Below are 14,644 nucleotides of genomic sequence, written 5' to 3'. Positions count from 1 at the left end.
AATGATCATGTACGGGAAAAAAACGGAAATCTCTGTGGGTATATTTATGCTGGTGGGAATGGCCTGCCTGGTCTACCTTTCCGTGAACCTTGGATCTGTTCCCCTGTTCGGCTCAAACACCTTTACCATTGACGCCTCATTCGGATCCGTTGAAGGGCTCGAACCCGGCGCCACGGTGGAGATTGCCGGCGTACCCGTGGGCAAGGTCAAGCGGATCACCCTGGAGGAGAACACGGCCCTGGTGCAGATGGAAATCAAAAAAGGGACCAAGATCTCAGACGACACCATTGCCTCGGTGCGGACCAAGGGGGTGATCGGCGACAAGTTCATCAAGTTGTCCCCGGGGGGATCCGAAGACTTTCTCGGGGATGAAGGATCGCTGATGGACACGGAATCGGCCATCAGCCTTGAAGAGTTAATCAGCAAGTATATTTTTGAAAAATAATCCCATGGAGTTTACAATCAGAACCAGCGAAAAAGAGAGTATCGCCCTTATCCATGTCCAGGGGGATGTGGATATGCTCACCTCCCCCAATCTCAGGGATGCTCTTGTCCCCTTTTTCAGGCCGGACATCAAGGGGGTTGTGGTGGACCTTTCCGGGGTGACCTTCATGGACAGTTCCGGCATTGCCACCCTTGTGGAGGGGCTTCAATGGAGCCGAAAACAAAATAGAGAATTCGTACTGGCCGGTCCCGGTCAGACCGTGATGAACGCCCTTTCCCTGACCAAGCTGGACAAGATCTTTACCATAAGACCGGACAGCCGGGACGCCTTTGAGGAGCTGAACCAGCCATGAATTTTATAAAAAAGTTTTTTCTGATTCTGATTTTTGCTGCTCTGCTTTTTCCCTGGGCTGTCCAGGCTTCCCCGGCCCGGGACCAGCTCAAACTCAGCATTGACGCCATTCTGGACATCTTAAGAAACGACCCGCTCAAGGAGGAGGGCAATTTCCAAAAGAGAAGGGATCTGCTGCGCCGGGCCATTCATGCCAGATTCGATTTTGAAAAAATTTCCCAGCTCAGCCTGGCAAGACATTGGAAAGGGTTGTCAGATCAGGAAAAGCAAAGGTTTGTCCAATTGTTCAGCCAGCTTCTGGAAACCACATATATTACAAAAATCGAATCCTATACCAATGAAAAAGTGGTCTATGGCAAAGACCGGGTCAAGAAGAAAAAAGCCCAGGTGAATACCAAAATCGTTACGGATACGGTTGAAATTCCCATAAATTACAGAATGTATACCCGGGATGACAGCCAGTGGATGATCTATGACATGGTCATTGAAGGGGTCAGCCTTGTGGCCAACTACCGGTCCCAGTTCGGTCAGATCCTGGAAAAAGGTTCCTTTGAAAACCTGGTAGAGTTGCTGGAAAAGAAAATTACGGACAAAGAATCCTGATTGTTTAAGAATTCACCCAAAAATCATCGTTGAATCTCATCAAAACCTAACCAAATCCTAGATTGTTTCTTGTTTTATCCTGATATTTTTAAGGACCTATTAAGGGGATAGGTTGTTATAGATTTTAGGAGAAAATAATGATTAAGTTTCGCAGGGCAGGCCGGCCTGGGCAAAACAGGGCGGCTTTTTCATTTCCATCCCATGGGGCGGGGTCAAAGGGCACCGCATCCCCCCGGCTTTCCGTCGGGATTAAGCTGGTTCTGGGCGTGGGCCTGATTTCCAATCTTTTCATCGGAATTCTGGTCGTCTATGGCTGGCACTCATCCAAGCTTGTCCGGAACAGCGCCGATTCCCTTCTCAGCCTGAATTCGGGCCTCAACCGGGAACTCAGATCCCGGATATCAGACCTCCAGGGAAAATACCTGGACATTCCCAGACAGCTCCGGGTGGATCCGGCCCAAAGCGTCCTTGCCTGGATCAACGAGAACTATGGGGTTGAAGATAGACAGATCCATGAGGGGCGTGAATCCTATGGAAAATTTTTCAATAGAAAAGAGAGACGGAACATCTTAAAAGGAGAGTTTGTCCTTGCCGTTGAAGGGGGCAGGCTCGTTCTTTCAAGGGGGATCCTGGATGACAAGGGCGGATTCACGGACCGGGTGGAAAGGCTTTATCTTAGGTCCGGTTTTCCGGAATCCGATGCCGGGGTGATCCGGGAAAAGACAGGACAGATCTTTGAAACCGCCGGAAAAGGGGAGGCCCTGGAGCAGAATATCGCCCGGCTCAGCGCAGAACTTGCCGATGCCGGAATCGAGGCTGAAAAAGCCCGTACCCGGATTTTATATCATATGGAGGATATTGACCGGAAAAAGGAATCCCTGGTCCGGCTTTTCCGGGACCGGGAAAGAAGCACCGCCGTCATTGCCGCTGTCTCGGTCCTTGCCAATCTTCTGGCTCTCTACCTGTTGACCTGGTTTAAACTGGAAAAACCGCTCAAGGTTCTGACCCAATGCATCCGGCGGATCAACCAGGGGGAAAACCTTGCCATCCCCTACAAAAAAAACAAGGATGAGATCGGAATGCTGGCAAAGGCCATGGAAGATTTCCAGGCCGCCCTGTTAAACATCAGCCGGGCGGACCGGAGAAAACTTGAAGAGAACCAGGTGGTCCAGGCCCTTGTACAGACCATGTCCGGCATGATTAAAGATCTCAAGGGGACGGCAGATGCCATGAAACTGACGGCCGGTGAACTGAACGATCTGGCGGAGTCCACCGGGGAGCAGGCCGATGAGGCCGGGCAGTCGGCCCAGAAAACTTTGGAAAGGACAGATTCGGTTTCCCGGGCTGCCCAGAATCTTGCGTCCGCGGTCGGGGAAATCAACGCCCTGGTAAAAACCCAGAACGGGTTGGTGGAGGATATCCATACGGCTGCCAAGGAGTCTGCAGACAATATCACCGATCTGACGGAAGCCGGCAGGGAAATCGGGGATATCATCAAGATCGTCAACAAAATTTCCGGCCAGATCAAGCTTTTGTCCCTAAATGCCAAAATTGAGGCTGCCCGGGCGGGTGAAGCCGGCAGGGGGTTTGCCGTTGTGGCCGATGAAGTCAGGGAACTCTCCCTTCAGACCGAGGCGGCCAGCCGGGAAATTGCCGGAAAGATTTCAGGTATGCAGTCGGTCAGCATCACCATTGTGGACAACAACCTTACCATTGAAAACCAGGTGGGAAATCTCCTGGATGTCAGTCAGAATATCCAGACCGCCGTGGGAAACCAGGAAACCATGACATCCCGGATTGCAGAAAACGCCCAAAAGACCAGTGCGGATATCCGGGATGTCACCGGCCGGATATCCAGGGTAAGGCAGGAAGCCGGACAGACCCGTTCCCTGTCCGAAGGGGTCAGGTTCCATTCTGCCGCCATTGCCAGTGATCTGACCCTGCTCCTGGAAGAAGCCAGGTCAAAACTCGGCCGGCTGAGCGCATTCCCGGAAAGCCCCGGCCAGGAAGAAAATGTTAGCCTGATTTTGCCGGAGCAAAAAAGCATTCCAAAGGCCAGGACAAAGGTATGTTAGGCGGTTTGGCCCTTCCGGCGGACAGCTTTTTTGCATTCGGCTTTCCATCTGCTAATCATTTACTAATACTTGCTTAAACATTTTCTAACAAAAAAAATATATTTTACCTCCAGGTTATCAAACATGGTTTTTACACGAGGTTTTTAATGTCACCATCCAATCTGCTTCTTGTGCTCCTGGTCCTTACGACAGCCGGGTATTACCTGGGCCGCAGGCAGGCCTTTGCCGTCTCCCGGGTTCAAGGGGGGCCCAGGTGCCTTCATTCAAGGCCTGTATACTACGGGTCCCTTACCGCTCTCTGGTGCGCCATTCCTGCCCTGGTGGTATTTTCCCTCTGGCTTGCCTTTGAATCCAGCCTGATCACGGACCTGGTGATTGCCGGCATGCCCGAGGAAATCCAAACCCTGCCGGCGGACCGGCTCAACCTGCTGGTCAATGATATCCGGAACCTGGTGTACGGGAATATCGTTTCCATGGACATCAGCCCCCAGATCAGAGCGGCTGCGGATCATTATACCCAACTCAAGGGTGTAAGTCATATGTCCCTGGCCGTAATCGTCATTGTCCTGGCCATGGGCGGAATCCTTTGGGTCCGGAAGAGGATCCGGCCGGAGTTCAGGGCCAGGAACCATGTGGAAACGGTTATCAAGTATATCCTCATTGCCTGTTCCTGTATCGCCATCCTGACCACGGTGGGAATCGTGCTCTCCGTATTGTACGAGGCCATCCGGTTTTTCAAGGTCATTCCCATCCACGAGTTCCTGTTCGGACTGGAGTGGAGTCCCCAGATGGCCATCCGGGCGGATCAGGTGGGATCCTCCGGCGCTTTCGGAGCCATTCCCGTTGTTCTGGGCACCATGCTGATCTCGGCCATTGCCATGGCCGTGGCCGTCCCCATCGGACTCATGTCGGCCATTTACCTGTCCGAATATGCGGACCGGCGCTTTCGGGCCGTGGCCAAACCCCTGCTGGAGATCCTTGCCGGGATTCCCACGGTGGTATACGGATTTTTTGCCGCCCTGATTGTGGCCCCCCTGATCCGGAATGCCGGGGCCGGCATCGGACTGGACATCTCATCGGAAAGCGCCCTGGCCGCCGGACTGGTCATGGGAATCATGATCATTCCCTTTGTTTCGTCCCTGTCCGACGATGTGATCAATGCCGTGCCCCAGTCCCTGAGGGACGGTGCTTTGGGGCTGGGATCCACAAAGTCGGAGACCATCCGCCACGTCGTGCTTCCGGCGGCTCTCCCCGGGATCGTTGGCGGGGTGCTTCTGGCCGTATCCCGTGCCATCGGCGAGACCATGATCGTGGTCATGGCGGCCGGGCTTTCAGCCAATCTGACCCTAAATCCTTTGAAAACGGTTACCACGGTAACGGTTCAGATCGTCACCCTCCTGGTGGGCGACCAGGAATTCGACAGTCCCAAGACCCTGGCTGCCTTTGCCCTGGGGCTCATGCTTTTCATCGTCACCCTGATCCTGAACGTAATTGCTCTGGTTGTGGTCCGAAAATACAGGGAGCAGTATGAATAATTTAAACTCAGGCAAAGGAAGATCATCCGTGAAAACCATGGATATTGTCAACCAGGGACTTGCCAGGCGGTATAAGGCGGAAAAGAGGTTCCGTCTATACGGACTCTCCGCCATTGTCCTGTCCCTGACATTTCTCGGCATCCTGTTCATCTCCATCTTTGCCAACGGGTATACGGCCTTTCAGCAGACCTTTATCCGTCTGGACATCCATCTGGAGGCTTCCGCCCTGGACAAGGAGAATCTGGACGCGGCCGATTACGGCGGAATGGTAAAGGCTTCCCTTCGCACCATGTTCCCGGAGGTGACCTCCCGGAAAGAAAAGCGCAAACTGTACGGGATGGTCAGTACGGGCGCCACCTATGACCTCAGGGACTTTGTCAGGAAGAACAGGCATGAGATCGGCAACACCATTCAGCTCTGGGTACCGGCCGATGACGATGTGGACATGCTCATCAAGGGGCATGTGGACCGGAACGTGGACGAATCCCAGCGCAGGATGAAAGACAACCAGATCGCCTGGATCGACCGTCTTATAGAAGAGGGCAGGGTGGAGAAGAGGTTCAACACCATCTTCTTCACCTCCGGAGATTCCCGGGACCCTGAACTGGCCGGTATCTGGGGGGCTGCCTGCGGATCCTTTTATACCCTGCTGGTCACCCTGGCCCTCTCCTTTCCCATTGGCGTGGCCGCCGCGGTCTACCTGGAAGAGTTTGCCCCCACCAACCGCTGGACCGATGTCATCGAGGTCAATATCAACAATCTGGCGGCCGTGCCCTCCATTGTGTTCGGGCTGCTGGGTCTGGCCGTGTTTTTGAATTTTTTCGGTCTGCCCCGGTCCGCCCCCCTGGTGGGGGGACTGGTTCTGACCCTGATGACCCTGCCCACGATCATCATCGCCAGCCGGGCCTCTCTGAAATCGGTTCCCCCGTCCATCCGGGAGGCGGCCCTGGGTGTGGGCGCGTCCAGGACCCAGATGGTGGCCCACCATGTCCTTCCCCTGGCCATGCCCGGGATGCTCACCGGGACCATTATCGGGATGGCCCAGGCCCTTGGAGAAACCGCACCCCTTCTTATGATCGGCATGGTGGCATTTATCGTGGACATCCCCGGCGGGTTCACGGACCCGTCAACAGTTTTGCCTGTCCAGATCTTTCTATGGGCGGACAGCCCGGAAAGAGGTTTTCTGGAACGGACTTCGGCCGCAATTATGGTCCTGCTGCTCTTTTTGGTGACCATGAATGCCGTGGCCGTTATCCTGAGAAAGAAGTTTGAAAGAAGATGGTAAATTTTTTTACCTCGAGTTTATTATTAATCCATTAAGGAGTAAAACAATGAAAAAAACGTTAATTGCAGGTTTGACGCTGATTCTCACCATGGGTTTCAGCAGTGTATGGGCCGGTTCTTCAAGGGATTATATCTCCATTGTAGGATCTTCAACCGTCTACCCCTTTGCAACGGTTGTTGCCGAGCAGTTCGGCAAAACCACCTCTTTTAAAACACCGAAGATCGAGTCTACCGGATCAGGCGGAGGGCACAAACTCTTTGGCGCCGGCGTGGGTGTTGAACATCCCGACATCACCAACTCCTCCAGGAGAATTAAAAAATCAGAGCTTGAAAAAGACATTGCCAACGGTGTCAGCGAGATCGTTGAAGTCAAAATCGGTTATGACGGAATCGTTGTGGCCAACTCCAAGAAAGCAAGCCCCTTCAGGCTGAGCAGAAAAGATCTGTTCCTGGCCCTAGCCAAGGACGTTCCCGCCGGAGAGGGCAAAACCCAGCCCAACCCCTACAAAACCTGGAAAGACGTGAACCCCTCTCTTCCGGCTATTAAGATTGAAGTCCTTGGACCTCCTCCCACATCCGGAACCCGGGACGCATTTGTTGAACTTGCCATGGAAGGTGGCGCAAAAAAATTCGGCTGGATCAAGGCTCTCAAGAAAAAAAATAAAAAAGCCTATAAGGGCCTTTGCCACACCATCCGTGAAGACGGCGCCTATATCGAAGCCGGTGAAAACGACAACCTCATCGTCCAGAAACTGGATGCCAACCCGGATGCAATGGGAATCTTCGGCTTTTCCTTCCTGGACCAGAATACGGATAAAATCCAGGGCTCTTATATTGACGGTGTGAAACCCACATTTGAAGCCATTGCCGACGGTTCCTATCCGGTTTCCCGTCCCCTGTTCTTCTACGTTAAAAAGGCCCATGTGGGCACCATCCCCGGCATGAAGGAATACCTTGCCGAATTCACCAGCGAAAAAGCCTGGGGGGATGAGGGATATCTTACCGACAGGGGGCTGATCCCCATGCCCGCCGCTGAAAGAAAACAGTACAGTGATGCGGTAAAGAACCTGATTCCGCTTAAGATCACGGATCTTTAAATCCTGAAAATGAATTGCGGGCAGCGGAGGTTTTCCCCGCTGCCCCGATTCATTTGTCAGGGCAAGGGTTTCGGTTTGACCGGGAGACATATATGTTGATAAAAGAGAAGATAATCGACTCAGAGGATAAGGAAGAATCTGGTTTGGATACTGTCCCGCCGTTAAAAAAGAACAAAAGAAAGCTCGTGGCCAGGGAGGATCGGGCAACAGTGGGGGAAAAAACTGTTGAGAATCCGAGAATGCGCTGCGAAAATGTTGATGTCTATTATAATTTCGGCGAAAAAAAGGCCATCAACGATGTTTCCCTGGATATCGGCAACAACGAAGTCATTGCCATGATCGGACCTTCAGGCTGCGGGAAGTCCACTTTCCTACGATGCCTCAACCGGATGAACGACACCATTGAAGGGTGCCGGGTTAAGGGCCGCATCACCATTGACGGCAAGAACATCTACGACAAAGATGTGGATGTGGTGCCTTTACGGGCCCAGGTGGGCATGGTGTTTCAGAAACCCAACCCCTTTCCCAAATCCATCTACGACAACATCGCCTACGGTCCCAAGATCCACGGTCTGGTCCAGTCCAGGGACGACATTGACGAACTGGTGGAAGGCTCCCTGAAACGGGCCGGGTTGTGGAACGAGGTAAAAGACCGTCTGGACCAGCCCGGAACCGGCCTGTCAGGAGGACAGCAGCAGAGACTCTGTATTGCAAGGACCATTGCGGTAAATCCGGAGGTCATTTTAATGGATGAACCCTGCTCCGCCCTGGACCCCATTGCCACGGCCATCATCGAAGATCTCATTGATGAACTGAAGCAGGAGTACTCCATTGCCATTGTCACCCATTCCATGCAGCAGGCATCCCGGGTCTCCCAGCGGACCGCCTTTTTCCACCTGGGCGACCTCATTGAGATCGGCCCCACGGATCAGATCTTTTTAAATCCCCTGCACCAGCTGACGGAAGACTATATCACCGGCAGGTTCGGTTAGCCCGTCCCTCCGAGTCGACAATAAGGAATTGTATGGATACCCAGCAACATATTGTAAAATCCTTTGACCAGGAAATCGTGGATCTGAACGCCCGGATCTCTGAAATGGGGAATACCTGCCGGGATCAGCTTGAAAAGGCGATTCACTCTTTGAACACATCAGACTTTGATCTGGCCCGGAGCGTGATCCGGGGGGATGCGGATCTGAACCTTCTCTACGCCGGGCTGGAGGACGCCGCTGTACGGCTTCTGGCCAGGCGTCAGCCCGTGGCCGTAGACCTTCGCTATCTCTTGTCGGCCCTCAGGGTGGGGGCGGAGCTGGAGAGAATCGGTGATTATGCCGCCAGCATTGCCAAACGGGTAATGGAACTGACCGGCAGTTCCCAGGAAGAGGCAATCGACCTGATTTCCCAGATCGCCCTGATCTGCAGGGAAATGCTCATTGATTCAGTGGAATCATTTGTCAAAATCGACGTTAAAAGGGGGATGGCGGTCTGGCACCGGGACAATGACGTGGACCGGAAATTTGCCAGGATGATGACCCTGCTGAGGCAAAAGATGCAGGAAAACACCGAAGAGATTGAAGACTGCACCCAGCTGATCTTCATGGGCAGGTGCCTGGAGCGCATCGGGGATCATATTACCAACATTGCAGAGGATATCTTTTACATCGAAACCGGGGAGAATTATATTACCACGGTTGACCGGCAATAAGTTCGAACCGGGGCGATTTTTCCCGGATCCCCGGGAGGGGAACCTAGGGCCTATCCCTTTATCTCATTTCTGAAAATTTCACAGATCATGTTGTTGAGTTCACGGCTCATGATGGGTTTTTGAACGTACTTTCTGATGCCCAGGGACATGGCCTGGGCCTCATTAAACCGGTCGCTGTATCCCGTGCAGAGAATGATGGGAATCTCTTTGTTGATCTCCAGGATCTTTGTTGACAGGGCTTCACCGGTCATTCCGGGCATGAACATATCGGTGATGATCAGGTCAAACCGTTCAGGATCCTTGTAAAAGGCTTCCAGGGCTTCCAGGCCGTCGGTGAAGGCGTGGACCTCATACCCGAATTTTTCCAGAAACCGGGAAAAGGGGTTGAGGATGTCGGGTTCATCGTCCACCAGAAGGATGGTTTTGGACATTCCCCTGGGGGCTTCCGCCGGGATATCCTCGGTTTGCCGGTCCCGGGTTTGTTCAGCTGCGGGAAAATAGACCCTGAAGGTGGAGCCCAGGCCCGGGATACTCTCGACTGTAATGGAACCCTTGTGCTTTTCCACGATGCCGGTTACCACGGCCAGACCCAGGCCTGTACCCTTGTCCGGCTTTTTGGTGGTAAAGTAGGGATCAAAGATCTTATCCAGGATTTCAGGTTCCATGCCCTGTCCGGTATCCTTGACCTCAAAACAGACGTATTCCCCCGGTGAAATGGTGGTTCCTGCGGTGGGAATCGGTTCTGAGATCCGGGTTTCCGTCAGGGTGACGGTCAGGGTGCCCCCGGATTCTATCATGGTGTGGTAGGCATTTGTACACAGGTTCATCACTACCTGGTGAATCTGGGTGGGGTCTGCAATTACCATTGCCCCGGAAAAGATATTTTCCTTGATAATGATGGTGGAGGGGATGGAAGAACGGAGGAATTTCAGGGCTTCCTTTACAATTGCCGAGATCTTCAGGGGGACCTTTTTTTGTTCCGCCTGCCTGGAGAAGGTCAGGATCTGGTGAACCAGATCCGTAGCCCTGTGGGCGCCTTTAATGATCTGGTCAAGATTCTGGCCGGCAGCCCCGGGATCCTCCAGGTTCATTCTCAGCAGGTCTGCATACCCGAAAATACCGGATAAAATATTGTTAAAGTCATGGGCGATCCCTCCGGCAAGGGTCCCCAGGGCCTCCATCTTCTGGGACTGACGGAGCTGGATTTCCACTTCCAGGTCATGGGTGATGTCCCTGGCAATCCGGATAATATTTTTTTCATCCAGGGGAACCGTACTGATCCTGGCCACCCGGAAGGAATCGTCGGGTCTGTGAAATACGACGGCACCCAGGCGTTCCAGACGGTCGGACTGTCCAAGAATAAATGCCCTCCGGTCCGGATGATCCGATATGATATCACCGGAGGTCAGGTTTTTCAGCTCCTCAAGGCTCCTTCCGGTGAGCTGTGCAGCCGCCTGGTTCGCATCCTGGTATCGTCCGCTGCCAATTTCTTCGATGAAAATGGCATCATTGGTTTTTTCAAACAGGGTTCTGTACTGCTTGTCACTTTTCTGCAGGGCCTCAAAGGCCTTTTCCAGTTCCAGGGTCCGCTCCCGGACCATCTCTTCAAGCTGTCTCTGGTAGGCTAGGTTTTCATTTAAAAGCCTTGCCTTTTCCAGGGCTTTTTCCACAATATGATCGAGTATGGACAGGTCTTTGACGGGCTTGACCAGATAATCCCAGGCTCCGTACCGTAAGGCCTGGACAACATCTCCGATGCGGTTGCCCCCCGAGATAACAACCTTGGGGATATCCGGGGCAATCTCCCTTCCCCTCTTGAGAACCTCCAGACCGTCCAGCTCGGGCATGCGCAGGTCCACCAGCACCATGTCCGGATGTTCCTGCTCCAGGAGTTCAAGGCCGATGCGTCCGTTTTCAGCGGTGATCACATGATAATCGCGGTCTGTCAGAAAATCGCAGAAACTTTCCCGGATAGCGGGTTCATCGTCTATGACAAGAACCTTTGCAGGCGAATTGCCCATTATTTGTTCTCCGGGGTGCCCGCGTTTTTCAACACCGCGATCTCACGGGCATTGAGAACCTGGTCAATGTCCAGGAGAATTTTGACCCGGTTTTCCATCTTGGCCATGCCGAGAATATAGTCCGTATTCAGTCGGGTCCCAAAGGCCGGCGTCTCTTCTATATCCTCCTTTTTGACGTTCAAAACCTCTGAAACCGAATCCACGACGATGCCGATCTGAACCGTGCCGGAAACCCCCTCCATTTCCACCACGATGATGCAGGTCCGTTCCGTGTAGTCCATGGCTTCCATGCCGAACCTGAGCCTCAGATCCATGACCGGGATCACCTTTCCCCTGAGGTTGATTACGCCCTTGACAAAGTCAGGGGTCCGGGGGACAGAGGTGATGGGCATCATTCCGATGATCTCCTTGATTTTCAGGATACCGATGCCATATTCTTCATCGGCCAGGGTAAAGGTCAGATATTTCCCCTCCCTTTCAAAGGCGGATGGAATGGTCTGGTTCATGACCTCGTTCTTGTCTGCCATTTGCCCTTTCCTCCTTTATTCTTTTTTTTGATGGTTTCTTATGAGGCAGGAAAGGGTTTTTTCCAGGGCGGCCATGTCTGCCACGGGTTTCCTGAAAAGGATCTCTGATACCCGGGGCAGGCCTTTAAGGTCCGGAGGAACGTCGTACTCGGGGGATCCGGTGCAGATAATGAAGTTCAAATCCGGGTTTTTTTCGTATGCCTCCCGGATAAAGGCATTCCCGTCCATCCCCCCCATGCGGATATCCACAATGGCACCCTGGGGCGACGCTGTCTTTAAAATTTCCAGGGCCTGTTCTCCGTTTTCCGCCTGGAGGGTCTCCCAGAGGTTGTCTTCAAAATAATCTGCAAAACTCTGGCGGATATTGATCTCGTCGTCCACGAGCAGGACCGTTTTTACGGGTTCATCCATTTTTTATCCTTCCTCTTGTCTGCAGATGCACAAGGGCCTTTTAAGGATTTTACAATTGTTCTGAATCTTCATGATCGTTCGGCGATTAAAATGGTAATCCATACCCCATGCAGGATCGGTTTGATTTTCAACGATTCGCAACTTGGATCAATGCTATTCAGGAAATCGCCTTTTGTCAAGATCATCGGCCAAATATTGTTCTTTGTTTGTCAGGGCTGGGAAAGGCCGGAAAAGCCCGTATGGCGGCTTTAAAAAAGGCCGGGACCGGATATCCGGTCCCGGCGCAGGTTTTGGCGCAGGATATGGGGTGGAATCAGCCCTTCTTGGTGGCCTGGGTTTCCCAGTCCTGGAGCTGTGTCGTATCGTAGATCTCTTCCCATCCCGTGAGCATGCCGGCAATATGGCTGAAGATGGAATGGCCCGTGGTGGTCATGTAGACGTGGATCACCAGGAAGTTGAGAAGAAGGAATGCCACCAGGGTGTGGATCATGGCCAGGATTCCCAACGGAAAGCCCCCGGGAAGGGTGTTATAAAGATAATACAAGAGGCCCGTGGTCATCTGGGCCGGCAGCAGCATGGCTGAAATTCCCAGATATGCCAGCCGCTGGAGGGGATTATGCTTGGCCCCCACAGATTTTTGAACCGGATGGTCAAGCCCCTTGAAAATTCCCCAGGCATAGTAGGCCATCACGTCAAAGAGTTTTCTGGTGGTGGGAATATACTGTTTCCATTCACCGGTGATGACCAGCCAGAAGGCAAAAAAGGCAAAGGATCCCAGCCAGAAAAGCCCCAGGAAATTATGAACATTCACGGCAGTCTCGAATCCCAGGAGTTTATAGGTGCCGTGGATTTCAAATCCCGTGATCAAAAGACAGATGATCATCAATGCCTGGAGCCAGTGCCACAGGCGCTCAAACCGGGTATACAGATAGACTTTAACGGTTTTGTTCTCCGCCATCTTAACTCTCCTTTCCGTTCCGGGTAAAAAACCGGCCGAGTCCGTGGAGGAGAACCCCGCCAAGGGCGCCCAGCACGGCAATCATTCCGATTCCGTCGATAAAATCCGATTTGTCCCGCCCGGGCATGTAGACACCGGTGATATTTGCCAGCCTTGATTTTTCACGGATGTGGCATTCCGTGCAGTTCAGGACTTCGGATACCGGAGCCACCATGTGGGTGGTGGGAAAGGCATAGCTGGTCTCCACGTAGTCGAATTCACCGGAATAGGGAATGCCCAGCGTCTTGTTTCCCCGGATGATGGCGTCGTTCATGTTGAAGGTGGTCCAGAATCCGTCGTGCCCGGAGAGCAGAGGGGCCACCAGCCGCTTGTTGATCTTGTCATAGGGCTGTTTGCCCCTGTGGATCTTAAAGGGGTGTATCCTGGAATTGGGGTCGTCGGCACTCCCCTTGGGCTGGCTGACCTTGACGATCTGTCCCGGGTCGATATTGTCCTTGACCCCGGTGTTGTCAAAGGAGCCGTTGTACCAGAAATATTCCGGGACCACGTTTTTCTCCCATCTGAATTCTCCTTTGATGGATTTATAAGTGTGTTTTCCGTAGGGCCCTTCTTCCATGTATGGCTTGCCGTCTTTGAGTTTCCCGGCCTTGGACCAGTCCCACCACATCTTGGTGGGGTTGACCCTGGCAAACTCGGGGATGTGGCAGCTCTGGCAGGCCACCTTGTCGGTATGATCGTTCATTTTTGCGTTAAAGGTGTGGGGGGTGGCGCTGTGGCAGGATTCACAGGTGATTTTGGTGGCCATGTCGTCCTGGATCAGGCTCTTTCTCTCCAAAGAGGCCGGCCGGGTATATACACGTCCGGCGATATTGTGTTTGACCGTGGTGTGGCACCGGGTGCAGGTAAAATTCGCTCCCTCGGCAGCCATGTGGACATCCAGCATCCTGTTGGGTTTGACCAGGGAGGTATCCAGGTCGCCGTGCTTGACACCGTCTCCCCCGCCCCCTTTGAAATGGCATTCCCCGCAGTTTTTCCGCTGGGGCATGTTGATCTTCTTGATCACCCGGTGCAGATCGGTCTGAAGCTCCTTGACGATCTCGAGGGTATCGGGATCATCATCGCCCTCAAAGGCGGCCAGGTCCTCAAAGGTCTCCTTAAAGGGGAACTTTTCCCCGCCGTGACATTTGAGACAATTGACCTCACCTTCGGTGCCGTTCCATCCGGCATGACAGTCTAAACAGCCCTTGTCCTCCATGTTGTTGCCGGAGATGCAGAAGTTGTTCACCGCGTGACCGGCCTTGCCGTTCATGATTCCCTCTTTTTCGCTGGGCACCTTCCAGGTCCAGTGGATGGTCTTGTGAAACTGCAGGGATGCATCTGTATGGCAGGAGAGGCAGGCCTTCGTGATTTCATCACCGGACTTGAAGTTTTTGTTCAGGGCCTCAAGCTTGGAGTGGTCCGTGGTGGTCCAACTCTTGCTCGACTTGACCGCCTGCCGGGCCAGAACCATTCCCAGCGCCTGGTCTTCGGCCGACTGGGGGGCTGCCAGGCCAAGGCCCGGACTGAGCAGGAAACTTCCCGTGCAGATCAAAGTCAGAACCGCTTTCATTAGATTCTTTCCCATAAGATCTC

General features: G+C 53.2%; 14 protein-coding genes. 9 read left to right on the top strand and 5 right to left on the bottom strand.

What is annotated here, in order from left to right; all coding sequences use genetic code 11:
- Position 1: 1 nt before the first annotated feature.
- The 9 genes from mlaD to phoU all read left to right on the top strand — a co-directional run bounded on the left by mlaD (position 2) and on the right by phoU (position 9,095).
- Positions 2–445 carry an outer membrane lipid asymmetry maintenance protein MlaD gene (mlaD, locus tag F608_RS0101725; protein WP_022663882.1) on the top strand — a complete coding sequence of 148 codons (444 nt, stop codon included), beginning with the start codon at positions 2–4 and terminating at the stop codon, positions 443–445.
- Positions 446–449: 4 nt separating this feature from the next.
- Positions 450–797 (top strand): STAS domain-containing protein, encoded by a 348-nt coding sequence (locus tag F608_RS0101720; RefSeq protein WP_153307430.1) that lies wholly within the window; start codon positions 450–452, stop codon positions 795–797.
- Positions 794–1,399, top strand: coding sequence for an MlaC/ttg2D family ABC transporter substrate-binding protein (locus F608_RS0101715; protein WP_022663880.1), 606 nt, complete (start codon positions 794–796; stop codon positions 1,397–1,399). The genes F608_RS0101720 and F608_RS0101715 overlap by 4 nt, the downstream gene beginning before the upstream one ends.
- 137 nt (positions 1,400–1,536) lie before the next feature.
- Entirely contained in the window at positions 1,537–3,474 is a 1,938-nt protein-coding gene (locus F608_RS0101710) for a methyl-accepting chemotaxis protein (protein ID WP_022663879.1), read from the top strand.
- Between the two features lie 146 nt (positions 3,475–3,620).
- Complete coding sequence (gene pstC / locus F608_RS0101705) at positions 3,621–5,009, top strand: phosphate ABC transporter permease subunit PstC (RefSeq protein WP_022663878.1); 1,389 nt, start codon at positions 3,621–3,623, stop codon at positions 5,007–5,009.
- Positions 5,002–6,294: a phosphate ABC transporter permease PstA gene (gene pstA / locus F608_RS0101700; protein WP_022663877.1), complete on the top strand. Its 1,293-nt coding sequence runs from the start codon at positions 5,002–5,004 to the stop codon at positions 6,292–6,294. Before pstC ends, pstA begins: the two co-directional genes overlap by 8 nt.
- Before the next feature lie 46 nt (positions 6,295–6,340).
- A complete protein-coding gene (locus tag F608_RS0101695; protein WP_022663876.1) occupies positions 6,341–7,390 on the top strand; it encodes a PstS family phosphate ABC transporter substrate-binding protein in 1,050 nt (349 codons plus the stop codon).
- A gap of 92 nt (positions 7,391–7,482) precedes the next feature.
- On the top strand, positions 7,483–8,382 hold the full coding sequence (gene pstB / locus F608_RS0101690; RefSeq protein ID WP_022663875.1) for a phosphate ABC transporter ATP-binding protein PstB: 900 nt from the start codon (positions 7,483–7,485) through the stop codon (positions 8,380–8,382).
- 32 nt (positions 8,383–8,414) lie between these two features.
- The gene (gene phoU / locus F608_RS0101685; RefSeq protein ID WP_022663874.1) at positions 8,415–9,095 is read left to right on the top strand and encodes a phosphate signaling complex protein PhoU; all 681 of its coding nucleotides are present in this window, start codon (positions 8,415–8,417) and stop codon (positions 9,093–9,095) included.
- Positions 9,096–9,145: 50 nt separating this feature from the next.
- Here the strand turns inward: phoU and F608_RS34315 are convergent, their stop codons facing one another.
- The 5 genes from F608_RS34315 to F608_RS0101660 all read right to left on the bottom strand — a co-directional run bounded on the left by F608_RS34315 (position 9,146) and on the right by F608_RS0101660 (position 14,636).
- The gene (locus F608_RS34315; RefSeq protein WP_022663873.1) at positions 9,146–11,116 is read right to left on the bottom strand and encodes an ATP-binding response regulator; all 1,971 of its coding nucleotides are present in this window, start codon (positions 11,114–11,116) and stop codon (positions 9,146–9,148) included.
- On the bottom strand, positions 11,116–11,643 hold the full coding sequence (locus F608_RS0101675) for a chemotaxis protein CheW (RefSeq protein ID WP_022663872.1): 528 nt from the start codon (positions 11,641–11,643) through the stop codon (positions 11,116–11,118). The genes F608_RS34315 and F608_RS0101675 overlap by 1 nt, the downstream gene beginning before the upstream one ends.
- A 15-nt stretch (positions 11,644–11,658) precedes the next feature.
- Positions 11,659–12,054: a response regulator gene (locus F608_RS0101670; protein ID WP_022663871.1), complete on the bottom strand. Its 396-nt coding sequence runs from the start codon at positions 12,052–12,054 to the stop codon at positions 11,659–11,661.
- Between the two features lie 313 nt (positions 12,055–12,367).
- Positions 12,368–13,012: a cytochrome b/b6 domain-containing protein gene (locus F608_RS0101665; protein ID WP_022663870.1), complete on the bottom strand. Its 645-nt coding sequence runs from the start codon at positions 13,010–13,012 to the stop codon at positions 12,368–12,370.
- A 1-nt stretch (position 13,013) separates the two neighbouring features.
- Positions 13,014–14,636, bottom strand: a complete 1,623-nt coding sequence (locus F608_RS0101660) for a tetrathionate reductase family octaheme c-type cytochrome (protein WP_022663869.1) — start codon at positions 14,634–14,636, stop codon at positions 13,014–13,016.
- Positions 14,637–14,644: the final 8 nt, after the last annotated feature.

The organism is Desulfospira joergensenii DSM 10085, assembly GCF_000420085.1.
GTDB classification, from domain to species: Bacteria; Desulfobacterota; Desulfobacteria; order Desulfobacterales; family Desulfobacteraceae; genus Desulfospira; species Desulfospira joergensenii.
The sequence above is the reverse complement of the archived record's forward strand: the minus strand, read 5'-3'. Positions and strand labels throughout refer to the sequence as shown.

What these genes read in the sequence shown, in the direction of transcription:
- F608_RS0101665 (WP_022663870.1), bottom strand. Translation starts at nt 13,012, where the DNA reads ATGGCGGAGAACAAAACCGTTAAAGTCTATCTGTATACCCGGTTTGAG.
- pstB (WP_022663875.1), top strand. Translation starts at nt 7,483, where the DNA reads ATGTTGATAAAAGAGAAGATAATCGACTCAGAGGATAAGGAAGAATCT.
- mlaD (WP_022663882.1), top strand. Translation starts at nt 2, where the DNA reads ATGATCATGTACGGGAAAAAAACGGAAATCTCTGTGGGTATATTTATG.
- F608_RS34315 (WP_022663873.1), bottom strand. Translation starts at nt 11,116, where the DNA reads ATGGGCAATTCGCCTGCAAAGGTTCTTGTCATAGACGATGAACCCGCT.
- pstC (WP_022663878.1), top strand. Translation starts at nt 3,621, where the DNA reads ATGTCACCATCCAATCTGCTTCTTGTGCTCCTGGTCCTTACGACAGCC.
- F608_RS0101675 (WP_022663872.1), bottom strand. Translation starts at nt 11,643, where the DNA reads ATGGCAGACAAGAACGAGGTCATGAACCAGACCATTCCATCCGCCTTT.
- F608_RS0101715 (WP_022663880.1), top strand. Translation starts at nt 794, where the DNA reads ATGAATTTTATAAAAAAGTTTTTTCTGATTCTGATTTTTGCTGCTCTG.
- F608_RS0101670 (WP_022663871.1), bottom strand. Translation starts at nt 12,054, where the DNA reads ATGGATGAACCCGTAAAAACGGTCCTGCTCGTGGACGACGAGATCAAT.
- phoU (WP_022663874.1), top strand. Translation starts at nt 8,415, where the DNA reads ATGGATACCCAGCAACATATTGTAAAATCCTTTGACCAGGAAATCGTG.
- F608_RS0101720 (WP_153307430.1), top strand. Translation starts at nt 450, where the DNA reads ATGGAGTTTACAATCAGAACCAGCGAAAAAGAGAGTATCGCCCTTATC.
- F608_RS0101660 (WP_022663869.1), bottom strand. Translation starts at nt 14,636, where the DNA reads ATGGGAAAGAATCTAATGAAAGCGGTTCTGACTTTGATCTGCACGGGA.
- pstA (WP_022663877.1), top strand. Translation starts at nt 5,002, where the DNA reads ATGAATAATTTAAACTCAGGCAAAGGAAGATCATCCGTGAAAACCATG.
- F608_RS0101695 (WP_022663876.1), top strand. Translation starts at nt 6,341, where the DNA reads ATGAAAAAAACGTTAATTGCAGGTTTGACGCTGATTCTCACCATGGGT.
- F608_RS0101710 (WP_022663879.1), top strand. Translation starts at nt 1,537, where the DNA reads ATGATTAAGTTTCGCAGGGCAGGCCGGCCTGGGCAAAACAGGGCGGCT.